This window comes from Streptomyces sp. NPDC001380 (assembly GCF_042895785.1).
Taxonomy (GTDB): domain Bacteria; phylum Actinomycetota; class Actinomycetes; order Streptomycetales; family Streptomycetaceae; genus Peterkaempfera.
This window is the reverse complement of sequence record NZ_JBIAWP010000021.1, coordinates 1-23,754: the sequence shown is the minus strand read 5'-3', so window position 1 is coordinate 23,754 and position 23,754 is coordinate 1. Positions and strand designations below refer to the sequence as shown.

At 75.8% G+C, this 23,754-nt stretch carries 18 protein-coding genes and 1 tRNA gene; 10 read left to right on the top strand and 9 right to left on the bottom strand.

Annotation, left to right across the window (positions count from 1 at the left end):
* Positions 1-24: 24 nt before the first annotated feature.
* A complete protein-coding gene (locus ACFY07_RS22835) occupies positions 25-1,554 on the bottom strand; it encodes an MmgE/PrpD family protein (RefSeq protein ID WP_390871121.1) in 1,530 nt (509 codons plus the stop codon).
* The gene (locus tag ACFY07_RS22830; RefSeq protein WP_390871119.1) at positions 1,551-3,131 is read right to left on the bottom strand and encodes an MFS transporter; all 1,581 of its coding nucleotides are present in this window, start codon (positions 3,129-3,131) and stop codon (positions 1,551-1,553) included. The genes ACFY07_RS22835 and ACFY07_RS22830 overlap by 4 nt, the downstream gene beginning before the upstream one ends.
* Before the next feature lie 191 nt (positions 3,132-3,322).
* On the opposite strand from ACFY07_RS22830, the gene ACFY07_RS22825 reads away from it, so the two are divergent.
* The 4 genes from ACFY07_RS22825 (at position 3,323) to ACFY07_RS22810 (ending at position 6,069) form a co-directional block, all read left to right on the top strand.
* Complete coding sequence (locus ACFY07_RS22825; RefSeq protein ID WP_230653520.1) at positions 3,323-3,958, top strand: TetR/AcrR family transcriptional regulator; 636 nt, start codon at positions 3,323-3,325, stop codon at positions 3,956-3,958.
* 96 nt (positions 3,959-4,054) lie between these two features.
* Positions 4,055-4,141: transfer RNA gene (locus tag ACFY07_RS22820), tRNA-Ser, on the top strand.
* 108 nt (positions 4,142-4,249) lie between these two features.
* Positions 4,250-5,161, top strand: a complete 912-nt coding sequence (locus ACFY07_RS22815) for a diacylglycerol/lipid kinase family protein (protein ID WP_390871117.1) — start codon at positions 4,250-4,252, stop codon at positions 5,159-5,161.
* A 62-nt stretch (positions 5,162-5,223) separates the two neighbouring features.
* On the top strand, positions 5,224-6,069 hold the full coding sequence (locus ACFY07_RS22810; protein WP_390871116.1) for a class I SAM-dependent methyltransferase: 846 nt from the start codon (positions 5,224-5,226) through the stop codon (positions 6,067-6,069).
* A gap of 93 nt (positions 6,070-6,162) precedes the next feature.
* Here ACFY07_RS22810 and ACFY07_RS22805 read toward each other — a convergent pair whose 3' ends face one another.
* Positions 6,163-6,984, bottom strand: coding sequence for a TrmB family transcriptional regulator (locus tag ACFY07_RS22805; protein WP_390871114.1), 822 nt, complete (start codon positions 6,982-6,984; stop codon positions 6,163-6,165).
* Between the two features lie 399 nt (positions 6,985-7,383).
* Here ACFY07_RS22805 and ACFY07_RS22800 point away from each other — a divergent pair, with 399 nt between their 5' ends.
* Both ACFY07_RS22800 and ACFY07_RS22795 read left to right on the top strand, forming a co-directional pair.
* Positions 7,384-9,282: a putative Ig domain-containing protein gene (locus ACFY07_RS22800; protein ID WP_390871112.1), complete on the top strand. Its 1,899-nt coding sequence runs from the start codon at positions 7,384-7,386 to the stop codon at positions 9,280-9,282.
* 89 nt (positions 9,283-9,371) lie between these two features.
* Positions 9,372-9,878 carry a hypothetical protein gene (locus tag ACFY07_RS22795; protein ID WP_390871111.1) on the top strand — a complete coding sequence of 169 codons (507 nt, stop codon included), beginning with the start codon at positions 9,372-9,374 and terminating at the stop codon, positions 9,876-9,878.
* A gap of 223 nt (positions 9,879-10,101) precedes the next feature.
* Here the strand turns inward: ACFY07_RS22795 and ACFY07_RS22790 are convergent, their stop codons facing one another.
* The gene (locus ACFY07_RS22790; RefSeq protein ID WP_390871110.1) at positions 10,102-10,869 is read right to left on the bottom strand and encodes an SDR family NAD(P)-dependent oxidoreductase; all 768 of its coding nucleotides are present in this window, start codon (positions 10,867-10,869) and stop codon (positions 10,102-10,104) included.
* 326 nt (positions 10,870-11,195) lie between these two features.
* Here ACFY07_RS22790 and ACFY07_RS22785 point away from each other — a divergent pair, with 326 nt between their 5' ends.
* Together ACFY07_RS22785 and ACFY07_RS22780 are read left to right on the top strand one after the other, a co-directional pair.
* A complete protein-coding gene (locus tag ACFY07_RS22785) occupies positions 11,196-11,618 on the top strand; it encodes a hypothetical protein (RefSeq protein ID WP_390871108.1) in 423 nt (140 codons plus the stop codon).
* A 457-nt stretch (positions 11,619-12,075) separates the two neighbouring features.
* Positions 12,076-13,911, top strand: a complete 1,836-nt coding sequence (locus tag ACFY07_RS22780) for a glycosyl hydrolase (protein ID WP_390871106.1) — start codon at positions 12,076-12,078, stop codon at positions 13,909-13,911.
* A gap of 160 nt (positions 13,912-14,071) precedes the next feature.
* On the opposite strand, the gene ACFY07_RS22775 is transcribed toward ACFY07_RS22780, so the two are convergent.
* Complete coding sequence (locus ACFY07_RS22775; protein ID WP_390871104.1) at positions 14,072-17,026, bottom strand: SpoIIE family protein phosphatase; 2,955 nt, start codon at positions 17,024-17,026, stop codon at positions 14,072-14,074.
* Positions 17,027-17,394: 368 nt separating this feature from the next.
* Between ACFY07_RS22775 and ACFY07_RS22770 the strand changes: the two genes are divergently transcribed.
* Entirely contained in the window at positions 17,395-18,243 is an 849-nt protein-coding gene (locus ACFY07_RS22770; protein ID WP_390871101.1) for a pentapeptide repeat-containing protein, read from the top strand.
* Between the two features lie 161 nt (positions 18,244-18,404).
* Here the strand turns inward: ACFY07_RS22770 and ACFY07_RS22765 are convergent, their stop codons facing one another.
* Complete coding sequence (locus tag ACFY07_RS22765) at positions 18,405-19,460, bottom strand: alpha/beta fold hydrolase (RefSeq protein ID WP_390871099.1); 1,056 nt, start codon at positions 19,458-19,460, stop codon at positions 18,405-18,407.
* A 1,193-nt stretch (positions 19,461-20,653) separates the two neighbouring features.
* On the opposite strand from ACFY07_RS22765, the gene ACFY07_RS22760 reads away from it, so the two are divergent.
* Positions 20,654-20,956: a putative quinol monooxygenase gene (locus ACFY07_RS22760; RefSeq protein ID WP_390871097.1), complete on the top strand. Its 303-nt coding sequence runs from the start codon at positions 20,654-20,656 to the stop codon at positions 20,954-20,956.
* A 103-nt stretch (positions 20,957-21,059) separates the two neighbouring features.
* Here ACFY07_RS22760 and ACFY07_RS22755 read toward each other — a convergent pair whose 3' ends face one another.
* The 3 genes from ACFY07_RS22755 to ACFY07_RS22745 all read right to left on the bottom strand — a co-directional run bounded on the left by ACFY07_RS22755 (position 21,060) and on the right by ACFY07_RS22745 (position 23,618).
* A complete protein-coding gene (locus tag ACFY07_RS22755; RefSeq protein ID WP_390871095.1) occupies positions 21,060-22,238 on the bottom strand; it encodes an MFS transporter in 1,179 nt (392 codons plus the stop codon).
* 183 nt (positions 22,239-22,421) lie between these two features.
* Entirely contained in the window at positions 22,422-23,102 is a 681-nt protein-coding gene (locus tag ACFY07_RS22750) for a DUF305 domain-containing protein (protein WP_390871093.1), read from the bottom strand.
* A gap of 87 nt (positions 23,103-23,189) precedes the next feature.
* Positions 23,190-23,618, bottom strand: a complete 429-nt coding sequence (locus ACFY07_RS22745) for a DUF6153 family protein (protein WP_390871091.1) — start codon at positions 23,616-23,618, stop codon at positions 23,190-23,192.
* Positions 23,619-23,754: the final 136 nt, after the last annotated feature.

The following is a 23,754-nucleotide window of genomic DNA, read 5'->3' as shown; positions in this document are numbered from 1 at the left end:
CGGGGGCCGCGGCCGGGGGTGCGGTCAGTGCCCGTGGGTGCGGCCGACGTCCCCGAGGGCGAGGTCGAGCAGCCGCCCGACCTCCTCGGGCCCCAGCCGTTCGAGGTCCTGCACGAGGTCGGCGGCCTCCGGGGGGCCCCCGCAGCCGAGGAACTTCCGGCGGGCGAGGTCGGCGTGGTCCGGGCCCCCGGCGTTCCCGGCCGCGCCCACCGCGGTACGGCGTTCGGCGCGCAGCGTGCGGCCGTCCCGGAGCCGGACGGTGAGCCGGGCGCCCAGGTCCTTGCGGGCGCGGCGGAAGTCCTCCTCGGGCGGCGGCCAGGACGGGGGCAGGGCGTCGGCCGCCTCCGCGTCGGCCGCCCGCACCCAGCCCTCGGCCCGGTCCCCGGCCCGGCGCAGCGCCTGGCCGAGCGGCGCGGTGGCGAGCAGGGCGGTCCTGCTGAGTTCGGGATCGTGGCCGGTCCGGACCTTGGCGGCCAGGTCCCACCGGTCCGGTTCCGCGACCGCGGGCGGTGCCAGGTCGGCCGGCCGCAGGGCTCCGGTGAGGAGCGCGGTGGCCACGTTGTACGGGAGGGAGAAGTTGAGCGCGGCGACGCTGGAGTCCGGCCCGACGGCCTGCCGGCGGGAGATCCGGTCGAGGCCGCTGGTGAACAGCGAGCCCTCGACCAGGACGTCGGCCACCTCCTCGGGCCGCAGGCCGGGCAGGTCCCGGTGCAGCTCGACCGCGCAGTCGACCGCCGCGCTGGTGTAGGCGCTGCCGGGGTGGACCTTGTAGGACAGCGTCTCGGTGTACCAGCAGGTGCCCAGTCCGGCCACGGCCTCCTCGGGGAGCGGCAGGTCGGCGAAGCGGTCCAGGAAGCCGGCCGGGTGCTCCAGGATGTCGTCCGGCCCGAGCAGGCCGGCGGCGGCGCCGTCGCAGGCGCTCAGCGCGGTCTGCAGCGGCGCGGCGGCGGTGAGCAGCTTCGCGTCGGTGGTGAAGAAGCCGCGCGGGAGCGTCCAGGTCGGCACCGAGAAGGCGAGCCCGAGGGCGTTCGCCCAGGTGGCCGCCGGGGCGTCCTCGGCGCGCAGCCGCCCCGCCACCGCTCCGGCCAGGTGGGTGTGCCCGGCGGTCTGGCCGCGGAACGGCCCGAGGGTGGCGGCCGCGGTGATCCGGGCGGCGCACTCGTTGGCGGCGAGGACGGCGGTGAGCAGTCCGCGGCCGGACAGGCGGAGCGGGCGGGCGTACGCGAGGGGCACGTTGACGGTGGAGTGGGACAGGTGCCCGGCGTAGGCGGTGTCGTCGTAGTCGAGGCAGATGGTGGCCGCGGCCAGGGTGCGGGCCGCCCGGCCGGGGTCGGCCTGGAGCGGGCCGCCCCAGGCCCGGAGGATCCTCGCCCCGAGGGGGTGGGCGTACCCGGCGCGGGCCGCGGCGAGCTGGCTGAGCAGCTGGCTCCTGAGGTGGGCGGTGACGCGCCCGGGGGCGTCGTCGAGCCGGAGTGCGGCGGCCCATCCGGCGAGCCGGATGATCAGGCTCGGGGGGTTCCGCGGGTCCGCGCCGGGTCCGGGGGCGGCGTTCACCGGGCGGCCTCCGCCGCGGGACGGTCCGCCCCGGCCGCCCCGGCCGCGGGCGCCGGGGCCCGGTCCCGGGCGCCCCTGAGGAAGAGCAGGGCGCAGACCCCGCCGGCCAGGGTGCCCACGGCGGCGACCGTCATCACGAGGTGCAGTCCGTCCACGTAGACCGGGCCGACGGCCTGCAGCACCGGGCGGCGGAGTCCGGCGGGGAGCAGCCGGATCCGGGAGAGGTCGCCGTCGCCGAGCAGCGCGACGGCCCTGGAGCGCACGGCGTCGGGCATGGGGACGGCGGCGAGGGCGCCGGGCAGGCCGTCGCCGAGGCGGCGCACCAGCAGGGCCCCGGCCAGGGCCACGCCGAAGACGGCGCCGACCTGGCGGAAGGTGTTGGAGACGCCGGAGGCGGTGCCGGCCTGCTCGGGCGGCACCGAGCCGAGCAGGGCGACGGTGGCGGGCGCACCGGTCAGCGAGACGCCGGCGCCGAGCAGGACCAGCGCCCACCAGTAGCCGCCGAAGCCGGTCCCGGGCTCGGTCCGGGTGAGGGCGAGCAGGCCGGCGGCGGAGAGCACCGAACCGGCCACGATGGGCCATCGGGAGCCGGCCCTGGCGGCGAGGACGCTGGCCGCGAAGGAGGCGACCATGATCGGGACGGTGAGCGCCAGGAACCGCACCCCGGTCCCGACGGTGCTCAGGCCGTTGATGCTCTGCAGGTACAGGGTGAGCAGGAAGATGGCGGCGAACAGGCCGAACAGGCTCAGGAAGTTGACCACGCCGGCCACCACGACGACGGGGCTGCGGAAGAGGCCGAGCGGCAGCATCGGGTCGGGCCGGCGCAGCTCCCAGAGGACGAAGGCCAGCAGGGCCGCGGCCGAGCCGGCAAACGAGCCGACGATGGGACCGGAGCCCCAGCCGCGGTTGTTGCCCTCGATGAGGCCGTACGCGAGCGCGGCGACGGCGGCGATGAAGAGCAGCTGGCCGACGGGGTCCGGGCGGCGGGAGCGGGCCGGGCGGTTCTCGGTGAGCAGCCGCGGCAGGACGGCGACGGCGACGGCGCCGATCGGCAGGTTGACCCAGAAGATGCTCTGCCAGCCGAAGCGGTCGACCAGGAGGCCGCCGAGCACCGGGCCGGCGGAGAGGGCGAGGCCGCCGAGGCCGGCCCAGATGCCGATCGCCCTGGCGCGCGCGGCGGGCTCGGTGTGGGCGGCGGACACCAGCGCCAGGGAGACCGGGATCATGATCGAGCCGCAGACGCCCTGGACCGCGCGGGCGGCGAGCAGCAGCCCGATGCTGCCCGAGAGGGCGCAGGCCACGGAGGCGAGCGTGAAGCCGGCCAGTCCGCCGAGGAAGAGCCGCCGGCGGCCGAGGATGTCGCCGAGGGTGCCGGAGGTCAGCAGCAGGCACGCGAAGGTGAGCGTGTAGGCGTCGATGATCCACTGCAGCTGGGTGATGTCGGCGCCCAGGTCCTGCTGGATGTTCGGCAGCGCCACGTTCACGATCGTGGCGTCCAGGTAGACCATGAACACGCCGAAGCAGAGGAAGGCCAGCAGCAGCCCCTTGCGGCTGCCGCTTCCGGTGCTCTCGGTCATCGGGGGTTCCCCCTGTTTCGTGGAGTGGCCGCCTCGTCGGGCGGCGGCTGCGCGGGGTGGGGTGCACGACACGTCCGCCGGGCCCCCAGCACGATAATGACCGACGGTCAGTCAGTCAATGACCGACGGTCAGTCACCGGCGTTGCGGATGTAGATTGGGAGCACCGTCGAGTGGAACCAAGGTGAGGACCATGACAGCCACCGCAGGCACCGCGCCCCGCCGCAGGCGCGTGACCAGGAGCCCGGAGGACCGCCGGGAGAGCCTCCTCCTGGGCGCGGCACGGGTGTTCCGGGACAAGGGCTTCGCCTCGGCGACCGTGGCCGAGGTGACCGAGGCCGCCGAGGTGGCCAAGGGCACCTTCTACCTGTACTTCGACTCCAAGGAGCACCTCCTCGGCGCCCTGTGGGAGCGCTACGTCGACCGCTTCCTGGAGACCACCCGCACCCTCCTCGACGAGGGCGGGGCCTGGTGGCCGACGCTGGACCGCCTGATCCGGGCCCTGGTGGAGCACGCCGTGGGCAACGCGGAGCTGCACCGGATCGTCTACCAGTCGGCGAACGGGCGCGCCCTGGAGCTGTGCCGCCTCTCCAACCAGCGGGTCGTCGACCTGATGGCCGACTTCGTCGCGCGGGGGACCCTGGCGGGCGCCTTCAGCGCCCAGGACACCCGGCTGGCCTGCCGCCTGGTCTTCCACGCGGCGGACGGGCTGCTCGACGACCTGATCAGCCGCCGGGAGGACATCGACCTCGACGCCGTCACCGCCGCCGTCCTGGAGCTGGCCCACCGCGGCCTGGGCGACCCCGAGCCCGGGACCGCACCCGCCTGACCTGGCGTCACGCCCGTCCCGGCGGACTCCCGGCGGCGTCTCAGGGGTGTCTCAGCGGCGTCTCAGCGCGCTGCCGCAGGATGGGTGGCGCAGCAGGGAGAGGTACCCGAAGCGGCCCAACGGGGTTCCGGAGCCATCCGGTACGGGTGCAAGCCCACGCAGGTTCGAATCCTGCCCTCTCCGCCGAACCGCCGGACCGCCACCGCCGCAAGCGCCACCGCCGCCGGCCCCACCGCCGCCGGCCGCCGCCCGCGGTCCGGCGGCGCGGGCGAACCGAACGGGGGAGTCCGGATGCAGTCGGCCCTGGTGATCGCCAACCCGGCCGCGGGCCGGGACTCCTCCCGGGTACGGCCGGAGAACGTCGCGCGCCGCCTCGAGGCGGCCGGCGCGGCGGTCGAACTGGTCCTCACCGAGCATCCCGGACACGCCCGCGGGCTCGCGGCCGCAGCGGCCGCCCCGGGCGGGCCCGCCACCGTCGTCTCCGTCGGCGGCGACGGCACCGTCCACGACGTGGCGCACGGACTGGTGCACGGCGGCGCCCCGGACCGCCGGCCGGTCCTGCTGGTGCTGCCCGGAGGCACCGGCAACTCCTTCCACCGGGAACTCTGGGGGGACCGCTCGTGGCGGTCCACCCTCGACGAGGCGCTGGCCGGCGCGCCGACCCGCCGGATCGACCTGGCGCGCATCGAGGAGACCGGCAGCCTGGCCGTCCTCGGCGCCTGCTCGGGCGTGGTGGCGCAGGCGCTGGTCACCGTGCGCGGCGTCACCGGGGTGGCCGGGCGCGACCGCTACGCCGTCGCGGTCGCGGAGACCCTGCGGGATTTCCGCCCCTACCCGGGCCGCGTCCTCGTGGACGGCGAGGTGGTCCACGAGGGCGCCACCGTCCTCGCCAACGTCGGGGGCGGACGCCACCGCGGCGGCCGGTTCCGGCTGCTGCCCGGCTCCGTGCTCGACGACGGACTGCTCGACGTGTGCGTGGTCGGGGCCGGGATCCCGCTGGGCGACCTGCCGCGGCTCGCCCTCGACGGAGGGCACGTGGACCGCCCCGAGGTGGTCTGCGCACGCGGCCGCCGCATCACGGTCGAACGCACCGACGGACACCCCCTCGTCTTCGAGCAGGACGGGGAGCTGGTCGGGGGCGGCGGCAGCCGGTACACCCTCGACGTCCTGCCCGGCGCGCTCCCGGTGCTCGCGGCCCGCTGACGGGGTGCCCGGCGGCGCATATCCGGTTGCACGGGGCCGCGGCGGCCTGCCGGCCTCGCCCCGTGTCCGCACCCGAGAACCCGTCCGCGCCCAGGAGCCCGCCCGCGCCGGGCAACCCGTCCGCGCCCGGGAGCCCGCCCGCATCCGGCAGCCCGTCCGCGTTCGAGGACCTCGCCGCCGAGGGCGAGGCCGTCCCGACCGAGGGCTGGGACTTCTCGTGGTTCGCGGGACGGGCGACCGAGGAGCGTCCGTCCTGGGGCTACGCGGGACTGCTCGCCGCCAGGACGGCCGAGGCGGAGGCGGCCCTCGACGTCCAGACCGGCGGCGGCGAGGTGCTCGCCTCGGTCCCGGCCGCCCCGCCGTTCCTCGCGGCCACCGAGTCGTGGCCGCCGAACCTGGAGATCGCGCGGCGCACCCTGGCCCCGCTCGGCGCCGCCGTCGTCCACGTCGACGACACGGCCGACCTCCCCTTCCCGCCGGACCGCTTCGACCTGGTGGTGAGCCGGCACCCGACCACGGTCCGCCGGGACGAGGTCCACCGCGTCCTCCACCCCGGGGGCACGTACCTCTCCCAGCAGGTGGGGGCGGGGTCCGTCCGGGAGCTGACCGACCTCATGACGGGCCCCCGGCCCGTGCACCCGTCCCGCAGCCCCCTGACGGCGGTGGCGGACGCGGAGGCCGCCGGCCTGGAGGTGCTCGACCTGCGCCAGGAGGCGCTGCGGATGGAGTTCCACGACATCGCCGCGGTGGTCCACTTCCTGCGGAAGGTGGTCTGGATCGTCCCGGGCTTCACGGTGGACGCCCACCGCGGCCGTCTCGCGGAACTCCACGGCTTCATCGAACGGCACGGCCCCTTCGTCGCCCACGCACAGCGGTTCCTCATCGAGGCCCGGAAACCGGAGCGGTAGCGGGCCGCCGGGCCGGGCCTCCCCGGCCGGGCGGGTGCGCCACCGGCGGCGGCCCGGCGCCGCACGGGCGTCCCCGGGGCCGGGGGCTGCCGGTCACCGGGCGGCGCGCGCCCCGGCGGCCGGCTCGGCGCACTGCCAGACGCTCTCGAAGGCCAGCCGGAGGCAGGCCGCGAGCGCCGGGTGCTCGATGTAGAGCGCGGTGGTGGCGCCGGTGCCGGCGACCGGGTCCGGCATGTCGCACAGCACGAGCGAGGCGTCGGCGATGACGAGCTTCATCGGCAGCCCGGCGGTGAACCGGGCCTCCTCCCCCGCCTCGGCGAAGGACCTGACGTTGTCGAGCGTCTCGGCGTCGTCGAGTGCGTCGTGCGTGTAGACCGCCCGCACCCGGCCGCCCGCCCGGTGCAGCCTGCGGACCACGGCGATGCCCTCGGTGTTGGCGGCCGGGGCGACGAAGGGCGGCTTGCAGAAGCTCAGGAGTTCGCGGCCCGCCTGCTCCTGGATGTCGGCGAACCGCTCGGCGATGGCGCCGGGCTCGCGCAGCACCTCGATGTAGTCGAGCGGGTCGGTGTGGGTGCGCCCGTCGGACCAGACCGGCAGGAGCGCGGCGGTCAGGGCCGCGGACACCCGCTCCAGCCGGTCCAGGGACTCCCTTTGCAGCGTCATCAGCCGGGCGGTGGCGAGCCCGGGTGCGACCGCCGAGAAGGTGGCGACCCTGCCCGGGCGGGCCACGGCGAGCCGGCGCCGCACCAGGCCGTCCAGCACGTCGTAGATGCGCTGGCGGGGCACGTCGGCCTCGCGCGCCGCCTCGGCCGCGGTGTACGACTCGCGCCTGACCAGGGCGAGGTACACCCGGGCCTCGTAGCGCGACAGCCCCAGGGCGATGAGGTCGTTGACCGGTCCGTCGTCCGCGTCCACGGCGTCACGCTACCGCCGATCGGCACCGGGCCGCCGCCGCCCTCCCGGATCGGCGGCCGGGCGCCGCGGCCCGCCGCTCCCCCGCCCCGGCGCCCCGGCCCTCCACCCGGCCTTGACGCTTCCGGGGGGAAGTCTTTGCCCATGCACCCGTGGCCCCCGTGGACGGCGGTCCCTAGCATCATCGATTGCCACCACTCATCGGGGTGGCACCCCTCACCCCTGAATGCGCGCTCCTCGAAGCCCGCCGGCAGCTGTGGACCCGTCATGTCCCGGATCATGTGTTGTCATGAACTGGACATAGCAGGCGAACTCCCCGCCGCAGGGCCCCCGACCCCCTTGGAGGGCAGTCACTTGCGTTCGCAGAACACGGACCACGGGAGATCCGGCCGACTCGGCCGGATGACCCGTCGCGGGGCCACCGCCCTGCTGTCCACCGCAGCCCTGGTGTCCGGCGGCATGCTGGCCGCCACACCCCAGGCGCTGGCCGCCGCACCGGCCGCCGCCCCCGCGGCCCGCACCGCGCACAGCAACCCCGTCACCAACCCGTACAGCCCGGCCTACGGGCACGACTACCGCCACGGCGTCGTGCCGACCCTTCAGCAGCACGCGAAGATGAAGGCCTGGGCCAAGGCCAACCAGCAGGCGAGCGTCGCGACCGGAAGCCAGACGCTCTCCTACGGCGGCGGCGTGGACGGCATCGGCGTCCAGAGCGGGCACTCCAAGGTCTACCTGGTCTTCTACGGGACCCAGTGGGGCACCCAGAGCACCAACAGCAGCGGGGACCTGACGTTCTCCGGCGACGCGAACGGCGCCGCCGCCGCCGCCCAGGAGATGTTCAAGGGCATCGGCACCGGCAACGAGCGGTGGTCGGCCGAGCTGACGCAGTGGTGCGACGGCCCGAACGTGCCGACCGGCGCGACCAGCTGCCCGGCGAACGCCAACTTCATCCCGTACCAGAGCGGCGGCGTGCTGAGCGGCGTGTGGTACGACAACTCGGCGGCCTCGCCGAGCGCCGCCACCGGCCACCAGCTCGGCGTCGAGGCCGTCAAGGCGGCCGGCCACTTCGGCAACACCACCGCGGCGGCGAACCGGAACGCCTACTACGTCATCCTCTCGCCGCACGGCACCAACCCGGACAACTACCAGGGCCAGTACTGCGCCTGGCACGACTGGAACGGCGACACCACGCTGACCGGCGGTGCGGTCTCCTCGACCGTCGGCGACGTCGCCTTCAGCAACCAGCCGTACAACATCGACTCGGGCGCGGGCTGCGGCGTCGGCTTCGTCAACTCCCCCGGCACCCTCGACGGCTGGACCATGACGCTCGGCCACGAGTGGCACGAGATGATGTCGGACCAGAACCCGGCCGGCGGCTGGACCAACCACACCGGCAGCTCGTACAACGGCCAGGAGAACTCCGACGAGTGCGCCTGGATCGCGCCCGGCAGCACCGGCGGCGCGGCCAACGTCACCATGGGCACCGGCACCTTCGCCGAGCAGGCCAGCTGGTCGAACGACACCAACTCCTGCGCCATCTCGCACGCGATCGTCGGCGGCACCACGGGCAACACGGTCACCGTGAACAACCCCGGCAACCAGAGCGGCACCGTGGGCACCGCCGTCTCCCTGCAGATGTCGGGCTCGGACTCGGCCTCGGGCCAGACGCTCACCTACACCGCGACCGGGCTCCCGGCCGGGCTGTCCATCTCCTCCGGCGGCCTGATCAGCGGCACCCCGACCACGGCGGGCACCTCCTCCGTGACCGTCACCGCCAAGGACGGCACGGGCGCCACCGGCAGCACCTCCTTCACCTGGACCGTCGGCACCACCGGCGGCGGCTGCCCGAGCCCGGGCCAGAAGCTCGGCAACCCCGGCTTCGAGACCGGCACCGCCGCCCCCTGGACCGCCAGCACCGGCGTGATCGACAACTCCACCGGTGAGCCCGCCCACTCGGGCAGCTGGAAGGCCTGGATGAACGGCTACGGCAGCGCCCACACGGACACCGTCTCCCAGTCGGTGACCATCCCGGCCGGCTGCAAGGCGACCTTCTCCTTCTACCTGCACGTCGACACCGCGGAGACCACCACGACCTCCGCCTACGACAAGCTGACCGTCCAGGTCGGCAGCACCACCCTCGCCACCTACTCCAACCTGAACGCGGCCACCGGCTACGCCCTCAAGTCCTTCGACCTGTCCGGCTACGCCGGGCAGACGGTGACCCTCAAGTTCACCGGCACCGAGGACTCCAGCCTCCAGACCTCGTTCGTCCTCGACGACACCGCCCTGAACGCCTCCTGACACGGCGTCGTCCCGGCCCTGTGGGGGCGGTCCGCCCGGACCGCCCCCACAGGCGCGCACCGCAGCACACCCCGGCTCCAGGAGGACCCGTGCCCACCCGACCGGACCGCCGGCGCAGCCGGCCCGCGACCGGCGCCCTGCTCGCCCTCGTCCTGACCGCCGGCGCCGCCGCCTGCTCGTCGGGGGGCGGCGGCCTCCCCGCCTCCGGCGGCCGTCCGCCGGCGACGGCGTCCACGTCCGCATCCGCATCCGGCCCCGGTACGCCGGCGGCCGGAGCGGTCACCCTCGACGAGCGCTCCGCCGGGACCGCCGTCCGGGTGCGCACCGGAACGGCCGTCACGGTCCTGCTCCACAGCACCTACTGGTCGATCCCCGCGGCCTCCGCCCCGAAGGTGCTGGCACCGGCCGCCGGCGGCGCGACCAGCCCCGGCGCGACCTGCCGGCCCGGCGGGGGCTGCGGCACCGCCACCGCCCGCTTCACCGCGCGGCAGCCGGGAACCGCCCGCATCACCGCCTTCCGGAGGTCCTGCGGCGAGGCGAGGCCCTGCTCACCGGCCCAGTCCTCCTACGACGTCACGGTGGCGGTCACCGGCTGACGCCGCGCGCATCCCGCGGCGGTGCGGCCCGCCCGGCGGCCGGACACGGCCGGCACCGCGGAGCGGCGCAGCGGCAGGTGGAGCGGTGCCCGCCGCGAACGCCGTCCCGGCGGTACCGCCCACCGCCCACCGCCCACCGCCCACCGCCCACCGCCCACCGTCCGCCGCCCGCCGGGGGTCATCGCCTCCGCCGGGCGGGCCCGCCCGGCGGCCGGCCCGCGGGTCAGCGTCCGCGCTCGGCTCCGCCGTTGACCTGGACCACCTGCGCCGTGATCTGGCCGGCCTCGGGGGAGGCGAGCCAGCGGACGGTCGCGGCGACGTCCTCCGGCCGGCCGGCGCGCCCCGTGTCGGTCTGGGCGACGAGCGTCCGCTCGCGCTCGGCGGACAGGGCGCCCCGGAAGAACTCGGTGTCCGCCACATATCCAGGGGCGACGACGTTCACGGTGACGCCCCGGGGGCCGAGCTCGGCCGACAGGTCGTAGGCGTAGGGGTGGAGCGCGGCCTTGGACCCGCCGTAGGAGCCCGATCCGGAGCCCCGGTACGCCGCGATCGAGCTGACGAGCACCACCCTGCCGCCGGGGGTCGCAAGACGGTCCTTCAGCGCCTCGGTGAGGAGGACGGCCGTCAGCGTGTTCGCGCGGAAGTTCTGCTCCCAGTGCCGGGCCGTCCCGGCGAGGCCCCCGGTCCGGTCCGCGGGGGCGCCCAGGGCCGCGTTGCCGCCGGCGCTGTTGACCAGGACGTCGACCCGGTCCCATCGCCCGCCCACGGCCTTCGCCGCGTGCTCCGCCCCGGCCGGGTCGGCCAGGTCGGCCGCCACGGCCAGGGGGGCCGGGATGCCGGGGAAGGCGGTGCGGAGCCGGGCGGCCGCCCGGTCCAGCACCTCCGCGCGCCGCCCGACCAGGACCAGCTGCTCGCCGTCGGCCGCGAAGGCCTCCGCGACGCCGAACCCGATGCCTGTGCCGCCACCGCTGATGACGACCACTCGTGCCATGTCCTCCGCCTCTCGTGGATGTCCCGCCGTCCTCGGCGCGGTGCCGCACGGCCCGGACCCGGCGGGCGGTCCGGGGCCGGGATCCACTCTGCCGCACCGACGGACGGCAGCGGCGTCGCCCCCGGTCCGCGGTCCGACCCGCGGGCCGTCCGACCCGCGGGCGGTCCGCCGCCCGGGCCGTGAACGCGTCCGGAAGGGGTCCGGGTCCGGAGCCGGCCCGGTGGAGCCGGGTGGCGACCCGTTCGCGGACGCGGCGCGTGGAGGCGCTCGGACCTGGCGGCGCATCCGGGACGCGGCCGCGCGGCGGGTCCCGCTACAGTGCGGAGGTGGTCGACGAACAGGCATACGCAAGCATCGTGTTCTGGCGGCGCAGCCGGTGGAACGGCGCGCGCTGCGAACCGCTCCTGATGACCCTGCACGGGGACCGGCTGCGGGCCTGCGACCGCGACGGCGGCGAGGTCCTCACCGCCGCGGCCGGCCAGGTCGCCGCCCGCCTGTCCCGGCTCGGCACCCTCACGCTCACCGTCGGCGGGCACGCGTACGCGCTCGTCGGACGCGGCGGCGCCCAGTCGCCGGCGCCGAGCAGCCTCCAGCAGGAGGGGTGCGCCGCCTTCCTCGCCGACCACCCCGCCTCGGCCGCCCCCCGCCGGGCGGGCCTGCTCGACCAGGTCCTCAACGGCTCCGCCGCGGCGCACATGCACACCTGGGCCGACGCCCTCGCCGCCGCGGGCGCCGCCGTGGCCCGCTGACGGCCTGCCCTCCGGACGCGCCGACCGGGCCACCCGGACCGGTTCGGCCCCGGCCGGCGCACCCCTGAGCGGTATGCATCCCCGACCCGCACACCCCTGAGCGGGACACCTCCCACCGGCGCACCCGGGCCGTACGACGCATCGCTGTCAGGGCGTTGACAAGTAAACCGGTTCAGCACGACCATCGTCTCAGCACTCCCGGTGCACCGCCGTGTCGGCGGTCCACCGCGGCGGCACCCGTGTCAGGGCAGCGCATCGCGTCGAGGCGGCCCGAGGACCGGTGTTCCGGAGGAGTCGGCGATCCCGGGATGCCCCGCCGCAGCGGCACGCTGCCCGGCACCCGTGCACATCCCCCCCACCACCGATCCACCCATCGGTCCGGCAACGCCGGGACGCGGGGCGGCTGCGCGCCGCCCGGAGGCACCGCGTCGGCCGTCGTCCGGTCAAGGAGCTTCCCATGGAACACCGCAGAAACCGCGTCAGGGCGTGGCTCGCCGGCCTGGTCACGGCACTGGCCGTGCTGTCGGCCGCCGGGCTGGCGCAGATCCCGCAGGCGGACGCCGCCACGGCCGCCTGCCAGGTGCAGTACCAGGTCACCAACGACTGGGGGTCCGGCGCCACGGTCAACGTGGTCGTCACCAACAACGACGCCTCGGCCGTGAACGGCTGGACGCTGGGCTGGACCTTCCCCGGCGGCCAGACCTTCGCGGACATCTGGGGCGCCACGAAGACCCAGTCCGGCGCCTCGGCCTCCGCCACCAACGTCGACTACGACGCCGTCATCCCCGCGAACGGGGGGTCGGTGAGCTTCGGCTTCAACCTCGCCTACAGCGGCGCGAACCCCTCCCCCGGCGGCTTCACCCTGAACGGCGCCGCCTGCGGCGGGACCGGGCCGACCCCGACCCCCACCCCGACCGCGACACCGACCCCCACGCCCACCCCCACGCCCACCCCCACGCCCACGCCCACGCCCACGGCGACGACGCCCGACCCGACCGGCAGCCCCACCCCGACGCACACGGACACGGCACCGGCCGGCGACCTGGCCCTGCACCGGCCGGTCACCTCCTCGTCGAACGAGGGCGCCGGCCTCACCGCGGACCTGGCCGTCGACGGCGACCGCACCACCCGCTGGTCCAGCGCGTACAGCGATCCGCAGTGGGTCCAGGTCGACCTGGGCGCCACCCGCCCGGTCCGGCAGGTGACCCTGCGCTGGGAGGCCGCCTACGGCCGCGGGTACCGCATCGAGACCTCCGACGACGCCGTGAACTGGACGACGGTCCACAGCACCACCACCGGCACCGGCGGCGTCGAGAACCTCGCCGTCTCGGGCAGCGGGCGCTACGTGCGCCTGTACGGCACGGCCCGCGGCACCGGCTGGGGCTACTCCCTGTACGAGTTCGAGGTCTACGCCGTCCCGCCCGCCCCGACCGGACCGGACTGCGGACAGGAGCCGGCCGACCCCGGAGCGAACTCCAAGGCCCGCAACCTGCTCTGCTACCTCAGGACCCACGCGTACGTCAGCGGGCAGACCGACGCCCCCGACTCGGACAAGGTGAAGGCGCTGACCGGGCGCTACCCGGCCATCACGGCCTTCGACTTCATGGAGTACACCAACGGCAGCATCCAGACCCAGAGCGTCGTCGACTGGTACAACGCCCACCACGGCATCGTCGCCTTCCAGTGGCACTGGTACTGCCCGCACGGCGGCAACTACTCCGCGCCGTGCGACTTCGTGCCCGACCTCGGCAACCCCTCGTCGAAGCTCTACCAGGACATCGACCTGGTCGTGCGGGAGCTGAGGAAGATGGGCGACGCCGGCATCCCGGTGATGTTCCGCCCGCTGCACGAGAGCAACAACAACTACATGTGGTGGACGAAGAAGGGCCAGGACGCGTACAAGCAGCTGTGGCGGCTGATCTTCCAGCGGGCGCAGCTGGCCGGGGTGCACAACGTGGTGTGGGTGTTCAACGGCATGGCGAGCGGGCAGGGCACCTCGCTGTCCTCCTGGTACCCGGGCGACGCCTACGCGGACCTGGTCACCTCCGACTACTACCAGGGCTCCGGCGACTACTCCACGGCCAAGGCCGTCGGCAGCGGCAAAACGGTGGGCGTGGCCGAGACGTTCAGCCCGCTCAACCCGTCCGGCGACCCGGCGTGGAACTACTTCGTCGTGTGGGCCTCGCGCGACTGGGCCGGCAGCGGGAAGGACGTCCAGGGGCTGTGGAGGACCGCCATGGCCGACCCGAGGACGATCTCCCTCGACCAGCTCCCCGACATGACCCGGTGGTGAACCGGGTCCTGCGGCCGCCGACGGACCGCTGACGGCCCGTCGACCCCCGGCGGCAGGTCACTGACGTTCCGTCACCGGACCACCGCCGGACCACCGCCGGCCGCTCCCCGCCCGGGGAGCGGCCGGCGGTGCCCGTACCGGGCGGCCGCGTCGGGCGGGGTCACAGCTGCAGGGACCACGCGTCGAGCGCGACCGGGAGCACCTCCGGGCAGCCGGAGCCGGGCAGCGGCTGCTCGGTCCAGATGCACTTGCCGGTCGCGGTGTAGCGGGCGCCCCACCGCTGGGAGAGCGCGGCGACGAGCTGCAGCCCCCGGCCGCCCTCGTCCGTCGCGGACGCGTGGCGGATCCGGGGCATGGTCTGGCTGCCGTCGGAGACCTCGCAGACCAGGCAGGTGCTGTACAGCAGCCGCAGCCCCACCGGTCCCCTCCCGTGGCGCACGACGTTCCCGACCAGCTCGCTGGCGAGCAGTTCCGTGGTGGCCGCCAGGTCGTCCAGACCCCAGGCGGACAGCTGCTCACGGACGTACCTGCGCGCCTGCCCCGCCGCCTGCGGCGTGTCCGGGAGCGGCCAGGAGGCCATCCGGTCCGCGGGGAGCGCGTGGACGCGCGCGACCAGGAGGGCGGTGTCGTCGCTGGTGGGGTGCTCGGCGGGGAGGAGCCCGGCGACGACGGCGTCGCAGAGCCGTTCCAGGTCCGCGCCGTCCGTGCCGTGCAGGATCCGGGCGAGCTCGGCCATCCCCTGGTCGATCTCGCGTCCGGACGACTCGACCAGGCCGTCGGTGTACAGCACGAGCAGGCTCCCGTCGGGCACCGCCAGCTCGACCGTCCCGAAGGGCGGCTCCGCCGCGCCCAGCGGCGGGTCGGGGGCCGGGTCCGGGAAGCGCACGGTGCCGTCCGGGTGGACGACGGCCGGGGGCGGGTGTCCGGCGCGGGCGAAGGAGCACGTCCGGGTGGTGGAGTCGTAGAGCATGTAGAGGCAGGTGGCGTACGAGTCGTCGCCCAGGCCCCCCACGATCTCGTTGAGGTGGCCCATGACCTCGTCGGGGGGCAGTTCGAGGCCGGCCAGGGTGTGGACGGCCGTGCGCAGCCGCCCCATGGTGGCCGCCTCGGAGAGCCCGTGGCCCATCACGTCGCCGACGACGAGCGCGACCCGGCCGGAGGAGAGCGGGATGACGTCGTACCAGTCGCCGCCCACCTCCATGCCCTGCCCGGCGGGGAGGTAGCGGGCGGCGGCGGTGCACGTCGGCAGGTCGGGCAGCTTTCGGGGGAGCAGGCCGCGCTGCAGCTCGCGGGACCGGGCGTGCTCGGCGTCGTAGAGCCGCGCCCGCTCCAGGGCGTGCGCGACGAGGGCGCTGATGGCGGTCAGCAGGGTGCGCTCCTCCTCGCTGAAACGGCGCGGCCGGTCGAAGGCGATCACGCAGACGCCGAAGGTGTGCCCGGAGGCGGTCAGCGGGAGGAACACGCCGGCCTGCTTGCCGATCGCGCGCGGGCGGTCGGCGAGCCCGGGGTAGCGCGCTCCGTACTCCTCGGCCGAGGAGAAGAAGAGGGGCTCGCCGCCCAGGATCGCGTCCCAGACCGGGTCGTGCGGCCTCCGGGGGCGGCCGTGGATTACGTCGAGGAAGGCCGGGGGGTAGCCGACGGCCCCGACGGTGTGCACCCGGTCGCCCTCGACGGCCTGCACCATGAGCCCGGTGGCGCCGAACGGGTGCAGCACCCTCGCGGCGACCGCGGCCACCACGTCCCGCGAGGTGGTCGCCGTGGCGAGCGCCGCGGTCAGCTCCGCGATCCGGGCGGCGCGCCCGGACGCGGCGCTCGCGGCGGCGGCCCGCTCGGCCTCGTCCCTGCGCCTGTCGGTGACGTCGGTCAGGTAGAGGGTGACCCCGTCGGGCACGGGGACGAGCCGCAGGTGGTAGCAGCGCCCGGTGTCCGGGACCTCGACGTCGAAGCTCGTGGGCGCGGCCGCGGCGGCCGCCTTGCGGCAGCGCGCCTCCAGCTCGGGGATCTGCCGCACCGAGGGCACCTCCCACAGCACGCGGCCGAACAGCTCCTCCTCGGAGGAGCCCAGCATGCGCTCCGCCCTCAGGTTGACGAAGGTGATCCGCCAGTCGTCGTCCGCCGAGAGGAAGCCGTCGCTCATGTGGCGCAGGGCGCGGCTGAGCGCGTCGCGGGCGGAGCGGGACTCGTTGCTGTCCCACGCCCTGCCGATCATGCGGTAGGGCTCGCCCCTGTCGTCGAGGAGGACCCTGGCGCGGGTCTGCGTCCAGGTGTAGCCGCCGTCCGGGCGCCGCACCCGGTACTCGGCCTCGAACAGGGTGCGGGTGCGGATCGCCTTGTCGGCCGCGGCCAGCGTCGACGGCAGGTCGTCGGGATGGACGATCTTCATCCAGCTCTCGACCCGGGGCACGAAGTCGGCCGGGTCGGTGCCGTAGACGACCATGGCGGCGTCGTCCCAGGCCAGCTCGCCGGTGCGGATGTTCCAGTCCCAGGTCCCCACCTGGACGGCCTTGAGCGCCTGCCGCATGCGGGCGCCGCTCAGCTCCTCCCGGGCGGGTCGGACCGGCACCGGCGACTGGCGCACCCACTCCTCCGCCCATGCGGCCACGGCGCGGAGGAAGGCCCACTGGTCCCCGGTCGGCTCCCCCGCGGCGCCCGTCACGACGGTGAGCACGCCGAGCGGGCTGCAGTCGCCCCCGTGGACCGGCACGGCCGCCAAGCCCGAGCCCGGGCACACCTGCGCCGCCGAGAGGTCGGCGGGGCGGCCGGGGCCGCCCGGCGCGGTGCGGTCGGCGGAGGCGGAGGGTGCGCGGTCCGGGGGCCCGGCGGGCTCTGCAGCCCGCTCTGCAGCCTCTGCGGGCTCCCACACGCTGCCGGACCGGCGCACGGCGCGGGCCGGCGCCGTCGGCCCCTCCTGGTCGATGATCTCCCACGCCCGGACGAGGTCCGGGGGGAGCCCGGCCGCCGACACCAGGCGCAGGGCGGACATGGGGCCGCACAGGTGCACCGTCCCGCCCAGGCCGCCCAGCTCGGCCACCGCGTGCTGGAGGGCGAGCCGGAACACCTCGCTCTCCGCAATGCCCCGCTCCACGGAGCCGAGCAGCTCCAGCCGCACATTCATGGATTAAAAGTACATTCTTTCCATATCTGCACATACCGCTGCCCCTGGCGGCCGGAGGCGTCCGCGCAGGCCGCCGCACCCGCCGTCCGGCGTCCCGGAGCGCCGACGGGCACCGCCCGGGTCGGCCAGCGCGGAGCGGGCGGGGTCGGCCGGCGCGGGGCGGGCGGGGTCGGCCGGCGCGGGGCGGGCCGGAGCTCCGTCCGGGCGACGGCGCCCGCGAGGCCGGCGTCGAGCGCTCCGCGCCGCGGGCGGTGCGCCGGAAGGCCTCGGCCCCGGCCCCCCGCGGACCGGGGCGTCTGGGAGGATGGGCCCGGTCCGGAGGACGGCGCTGAGCGGTGCCCGGTTCGCGAAGAAGGAGATCACGCACGTTGCCCCAGGAACAGGAAGCCCCCTCCGGCCCGGCCGGCCGGCCCGGCCTGCAGGCGGACTGCGCGAACTGCTTCGGACTGTGCTGCGTCGCCCTGCCCTTCGCCCGCTCGTCCGACTTCGCGGTCGACAAGGACGCCGGGCAGCCATGCGCCCACCTGCGGGCGGACTTCCGCTGCGGCATCCACACCCGGCTGCGCGAGGAGGGCTTCTCCGGCTGCACGGTCTTCGACTGCGCCGGCGCGGGCCAGAAGGTCTCCCGGGTCACCTTCGGCGGCCGGAGCTGGTGGGAGGACCCGCGGTCCGCACGCCTGATGTTCCAGGTCTTCCCCGTCATGCGGCACCTGCACGAGCTGCTCCGGTACATCGCCGAGGCGCTGGACCGGGCCGAGGCCGCCCCCGTCCACGAGGACCTGCGCCGCGCGTTCGAGACCGTCGACGGCCTCACCCGCGGCCGTGCCGCGTCGGTCGCCGCGACCGACGTGGCGGCCCTGCGGGGCGAGGTCAACCCGCTGCTGCTGCGGGCCGGCGACCTGGTGCGCGCCACGGCCCCGGGCCGGAGGAGGAACCACCGGGGCGCCGACCTCGCCGGGGCCCGGCTGGCCGGCGCCGGCCTGCGCGGCGCGAGCCTGCGCGGGGCCGTGCTGATCGCCGCCGACCTGCGGGGCGCCGACCTGCGGGCGGCCGACCTGATCGGGGCGGACCTGCGCGACGCCGACCTGGGCGGGGCGGACCTCACCGGGAGCATCTTCCTCACCCAGGCCCAGCTGGAAGCGGCCAGGGGCGACGCGGCCACCCGGATCCCGCCGGCCCTCACCCGCCCCGCGCACTGGCGGCGCCGGGCGTCCTGACCCGCCGGGGCGCACCGGCGCGGGGCGCAGCCGGGCAGCCGCACGGCCGCCGCCGGGCGACCGCACGGGCGCCCTCCGCCGGACGGGGAGTCGGCGCGGCCGCCGGGCCGGCCCCCGGTGCGCGGGGCGGGCCCGGCGGCTCGTGCGCCGCCCCCGGCACGTCAGGAACGGTGGTGCTCGAGGAAGGGCGTGATGGCCTGGATCACCTGGTCGGGGTTCTCGTCCATCAGGAAGTGGCCGGCGTGCGGGATGAGCACGCTCTGCACGTTCTGGGCGACGGTGCGCATTTCCGTCTCCACGCCGGTTCCGACGGCCAGCTCGCCTCCGACGGCCAGGACGGGCATACGGAGCTTGGTCTTCTTCCGCTCGGTGTTCTGAGCGATGATCTCGTCGATGGCGCGGTAGAACTCGAAGCTGCTCCGCAGCGCCTCGGGGCTCGACTTGAGGGCGTCGATGTAGACCTTGACGGCTTCGGCCGGCATGGACGTCGGGGACGCGGCCTTGGTGGCGAACTGGTACCCGAAGTACACCTCCTCGCGGCCCCGCACGAGCTGCTCGTTGATGCCCTGGACGCGGTTGAACGGGAAGTGCCACAGCAGGCTGTTCAGCTTCCCCGGAAGCAGGAAGGAAGCGGGATCGGTGAGGCCCGGGGTGATCGTCTCCATCGCCACGAACCGCTCCACGGCCTCGGGGTGGTCCGAGGCGAGCGCGTACCCCGTCCACGCGCCGACGTCATGCGTGACCAGGGCGAACCGCTTGTGCCCCAGGGCCCTCATGAGCTTGACCCCGTCGCCGGCCAGCGTGCCGGAGTCGTAACCCGACGCGGGCTTGTCCGACAGGCCCACACCGCGGGGGTCCATGACGACGACGCGGAAGTCGCGGGCGAGGGCGGTCATCACATGGCGCCAGGCGTACCAGGTCTGGGGCCACCCGCCGATGAGGAGGACTGCGGGCCCCCTGCCGCCCGTCACGGCGTGGAGGTGGATCCCGTTGACGCGGACCCGGGTGCTGGTGAACGTCTTCCAGAAGCCCTCGGGCAGCCCGGGCAGACGGGGGGCGGCTGCGGTGGACGGCCTGCCCACCGCCTCCGCCGCGCCCGACATGAGCCACGGTGCGGGGGCGACGGCGGCGCCGACCACGGCGGCCTTGAGGATGCCCCTGCGGCCGATGCGGCGCGTTTCCGGGGTGTTGGCGACATCTTCGTTGTGGCTGTCCATGAAAGACTCCTTGGAGGAATGATGCAGTGAGAGTGGTCGGACGTCCGGGCACGTCGGTCCCGCGGCACTCGAAAAGCGCGTGCCGTTCGAGCACGGCGCCGCTTTTCGCACGGGGGTCCCGGGAGGTGGCGCACACCGGTCCACGGGCCCGTCGATCCATGGGCCCGTTCTGCGGGCGGGTGGTCGGTGATCACGGCTCCGCGGATCACCGAACCGTCCGGACTGCGGCGTTCGGCCCTGGGCGTGCGGCGGGTGGAGCGCATTCCGCGGCTCGGGGCGGGGTCGGGTCAGCCGCCGTTCCGACGTCATGAACCCGGCCTCGTGCCCGCCCTCTGCTTTCCGCGCCCCTGGGGTGACCGGCGTCCTCCCAGGGGTGACCGTCTCCGGATTCCGTCGAGGACGGAGGCCGCACGGGCGGTGCCACCGGTCCGGTCCGGAGCGGGGGCGGTGTGCCGCAGCACGCGCCGGCGCCGCCCGGGCTCGGCCGCGACACGTGCGCCGCATGCCCGGACGGCCCCGATCAGGCTGCCCGTGGTGCGCGTGCCGGTGTGCAGAGCCTGCCCGGTGCGGACCTTCGGGCCGCGGACCGGGGCGGGACGGCCCCCCGGCCCTCGGCCGGGATCTCGTGGCGAGACCTGCCCTGCCAGGGGCTTCGCACGTGTCCGCAGCCGGGCCCGGCTCATCGGTCCTGCTTGCACATGGGCTGCTTCACGTCACTTCGCGTAGGTCGCTTCACGGGGAAGACGTCACTGACTCTGTTACGACAGGGCATCCAGGGGCCCTGTCGATGTCGTAACTGTAGCAGTTACGTCTTCGGCGTCAATCGGCCCGCACCCCCGGGCCGGCGCACTCCCGGCGGCCGATCCCGAGGAGGGCGGCGGCACCTCCGCGGGGGCGCGCGAGGACGCGGGCCCCGGAGGACGGCGGCGGGCCCGGCTCAGGACCGGCCCCCGGCCCTGACAGCCCCGACCACCCGGCGTCGCATCTCCCGCGCGCACCCCGACAGGCCACCCGCCGGACGACGGGCCCGACGAACCCGCCCGCCCCGTCGGACGAAAACACACCAGTCCCGGGTGCGCCCATTGGGCGCAATCGCGCCGGACATGCCGCGACATCAGACTGTAAAGTCTTGAGGAATACCGTCGGCACCTGCCGTCGAAAAGTGCGATTACGATTCGTAAAGGAGTTCCAGGATGCCCGAATACGGATTCTTCGTGGAGTTCGAGGCCAAGCCGGGAAAGGAGGAGGACGTCGCCCGGTTCCTCGAGGAGGCAAAGGCGATCGTGGACGACGAGCCCGGCACCCTGGCATGGTTCGCATTCCGCCTCGGGGATTCGTCGTTCCGCATCTTCGACGCCTTCGAAACGGAGGAGGAAAGGGAGACGCACTTGCAGGGAGGGGTTCGGACGGCCATCGAGGAGCGCGGCGGGGAGCTGTTCGCCGTACCGCCCACCATCACCCCTGTGGGAATTATCGCCGCAAAGATCCCCGGGTAGGTCCTCCTCGGCCCGCCCGCCGACCGGGCGGCCCGCGGTGGTGGGGACGCCGACAGCCCGCCGGTCCGCGGGGAGCCCGTCCGGCGGTCGCGGCGGGGAACGCTCACGGCCGGGCGTGGGATCGGCGCACGGCAAGGGCGCCGGCGGCCGTCACGGCGGCGAGGGCGGCGAAACCGGCGGCGAGCGTGGTGGCCGCCGCCACCCCGGCGACGACGAGCGGACCTCCCGCGTCCCCGAGCTCGCGGCCGAGTTCGGCGGACCCCATCGTCGCGCCCAGCCGCCCGGGCGGGGTCGATGCGGCGAGCGCGGCGAACCCGAGCGGGGTGACCAGGCCCGTCCCCGCGCCGACCAGCACGGCGGCAACGAGCACTCCGGCGGGGCCGGGGAAGGCCGCCGAGGCGAGTCCCGCAGCCGTGAGCGCCAGTCCCGTACCGGTCCCGGCGCCGGTGGTGATCCGCCCGCGGTCGAGGGCGGTCCCGGCCCACGGCTGGAGCAGGGCCGCGCAGACCGCGAGCACGGAGACGGCGGCGCCGGTGGCGACGGGCCCCATACGGGCGGCGGCCCCGGCGACCCGCAGGAAGCCCACGGCGGCCGAGAGGGCCGCCGTCGCCAGCGCCAGCGCGGCGGTCGGCCGCAGGAAGCCGCCCTCGGCCAGGCGTTTCGCGAGGTCGGCCACCGCCTGCCGGGCCCTGGGCAGCGGCGGTGCGGCGGGCACGGCGAGGGCGGCCCAGACCGCCACGGAGGCGGCGAGCGCCGTCATGGCCCCGAAGAGCAGCGGCTGGCCGCCCCGGGCGGCCAGCAGGCCGCCGAGCAGGGGGCCCGCAGTGTGGCCGACGCTCTTGAAGAAGCCGTAGGAGCCGAACGCGCGCCCGTGGGCGGCCGCCGGGCGCAGCCGGGCGACCAGCGCGGACGCCGCCGGGGAGAACGCCGAGGCCGCGGCGCCCTGCCCCAGCCGGGCCGCCCACAGCAGCGAGGTGTGGGCGGCGAGGGCGAACAGGAGCGAGGAGGCGGCGAACGCGGCCAGACCGCCGAGGAGGACCGGGCGGGCGCCGATCCGGTCGGCCAGCGCGCCGAAGACCGGCTTGAGGAGCACCTCCGCACCGTCGTACAGGGCGAGCAGGCCGCCGAGGACCAGCAGCGGGTCGTGGTGTCCCGCGGTGAAGCGGCCCAGGTTCGCCGCGACCCCGTGGGCGCCGAACGCGGTGGTGAACCCGGCCGCGTACAGCGGCCACAGGCGGGCGCGCGCCGGCGCACCGCCTCGGGCGGGAGCTGCGGTCGGCACGGGCGGGATCCTTCCGCGGGCGGGCGCGGCAGGCGGGCGGGCGGGGAGCCGGTACGGCGCGCGGGCCGGCCGGCACCGGCCCGTGTGGCGGCAGGGCGCGGTCCCGCGGAAGGCCTGCCGCCGGGCGTCCCGGGACGGGGCGCCGCCGGGCCGCGGGGTGCGGTCCGGCGGCGCCCGCGGGGGTCAGCCCCGGGCGAGGAGCTGCTTCATGCGGGTGATCTCTGCGGTCTGGGAGGTGGCGACGGAGGCGGCGAGCCGCCTGGCGGGGGCGTAGGCGCCCCCGGCCTGCTCGTCCCCGGCCATCCGCACCGCGCCGGCGTGGTGGGCGATCATCATCCGCAGGAAGGCGGTGTCGAACGCCCTGCCGGTGAGCGTGCCGAGCCGGGCCATCTCGGCGTCGCCCGCCATCCCCGGCATGTCCGCCGTGTCCTCCGTGCCGGGCATCGCGGAGTGGTCCATGCCGGGCATGGAGCCCATGCCCGCCATGGCGTCGGGGACCTGCTCGCCCCAGGCGGCCAGCCAGCCCGTCATGGTGGCGATCTCGGGGCCCTGGGCCTTCTCGATCGCGGCGGCGAGCTGCTTGACCTGCGGGGAGGAGGCCCGGGCGGCGGCGAGCCCCGCCATGGCCAGGGCCTGGCGGTGGTGGGGGATCATCTGCTGGGCGAAGACGGTGTCCGCGGCGTTGTGGGCCCCGGTGGCCGAGGCCGGCGCGGAGGGGGCCGCCGGGGACGGGGCGCCGGAGCCGTGGCCGGTGTGGGCGTCGGAGGCGGAGCCGCCGTTGCCGCCGCAGGCGGCGAGGACGACGGCGGCGGCAGCGGCAGCGGCGGACACAGCGGCCCGGCGGGCGAGGGTGGAAGAGGACATGCGGGTACTCCTGCGGGGTGCACGAAGGGGAAGAGGCTGCGGCGGTGCCGCGTGCGGGCCGTCGGGGCCGCACGGGCACGGGCTGCTCTAGATGCGCAGGAGCTGGAGCTCGGCGAGGTCCGGCGGGGAGCGCGGTCCGCCGAGGGCGGCGGGGTCCGCGCCCGCGGGTGCCGCCCGCGGTCCGGGCGGGGCGGCCAGGGGCGCCGGGGCGGGGGCGGGCGGGGTCCAGGAGGCGGAGGGGGCCGCGGACAGGCACATGGGCCCGGCGTGGACCGCTCCCCCGTGGCCGCCGTCGTGGTGCGGGCAGGGGCAGTCGTCGGCGTGGTGGCCGTCCGTGCCGCCCCCGTCGGCGGACGGCACGGTGTGGACGGCGGACGCGGCGGCCGGGGCCGCGTCGGCGCCGCCCACGGTGCCGCCGGTCAGGCCGTGCATGGCCAGCAGTCCGAGAAGCGCGGTGAGGGCGAGCAGCACGCGGACCCGCCGGAGCGGGGCCGGGTGCTGCGCGGGGCGCTTCATGGCGGCAACCTTAAGGGGTGGGGGCGGGTGGGGGCTTCCCGCAAGGCCGGGAAGTTAGCGTTTTCGCAGGTCCTGCAAGCACGTTGAGAGGTTGAGGCGAAAGCGCAACGGAGCTCGTTGGTACAGGCAGTCGACC

Excerpts from the sequence above, each read along its gene's own strand:
- ACFY07_RS22790 (WP_390871110.1), bottom strand. The coding sequence starts at position 10,869 with ATGGCACGAGTGGTCGTCATCAGCGGTGGCGGCACAGGCATCGGGTTC.
- ACFY07_RS22815 (WP_390871117.1), top strand. The coding sequence starts at position 4,250 with ATGCAGTCGGCCCTGGTGATCGCCAACCCGGCCGCGGGCCGGGACTCC.
- ACFY07_RS22760 (WP_390871097.1), top strand. The coding sequence starts at position 20,654 with ATGCCCGAATACGGATTCTTCGTGGAGTTCGAGGCCAAGCCGGGAAAG.
- ACFY07_RS22765 (WP_390871099.1), bottom strand. The coding sequence starts at position 19,460 with ATGGACAGCCACAACGAAGATGTCGCCAACACCCCGGAAACGCGCCGC.
- ACFY07_RS22775 (WP_390871104.1), bottom strand. The coding sequence starts at position 17,026 with ATGAATGTGCGGCTGGAGCTGCTCGGCTCCGTGGAGCGGGGCATTGCG.
- ACFY07_RS22745 (WP_390871091.1), bottom strand. The coding sequence starts at position 23,618 with ATGAAGCGCCCCGCGCAGCACCCGGCCCCGCTCCGGCGGGTCCGCGTG.
- ACFY07_RS22830 (WP_390871119.1), bottom strand. The coding sequence starts at position 3,131 with ATGACCGAGAGCACCGGAAGCGGCAGCCGCAAGGGGCTGCTGCTGGCC.
- ACFY07_RS22750 (WP_390871093.1), bottom strand. The coding sequence starts at position 23,102 with ATGTCCTCTTCCACCCTCGCCCGCCGGGCCGCTGTGTCCGCCGCTGCC.
- ACFY07_RS22825 (WP_230653520.1), top strand. The coding sequence starts at position 3,323 with ATGACAGCCACCGCAGGCACCGCGCCCCGCCGCAGGCGCGTGACCAGG.
- ACFY07_RS22800 (WP_390871112.1), top strand. The coding sequence starts at position 7,384 with ATGACCCGTCGCGGGGCCACCGCCCTGCTGTCCACCGCAGCCCTGGTG.
- ACFY07_RS22780 (WP_390871106.1), top strand. The coding sequence starts at position 12,076 with ATGGAACACCGCAGAAACCGCGTCAGGGCGTGGCTCGCCGGCCTGGTC.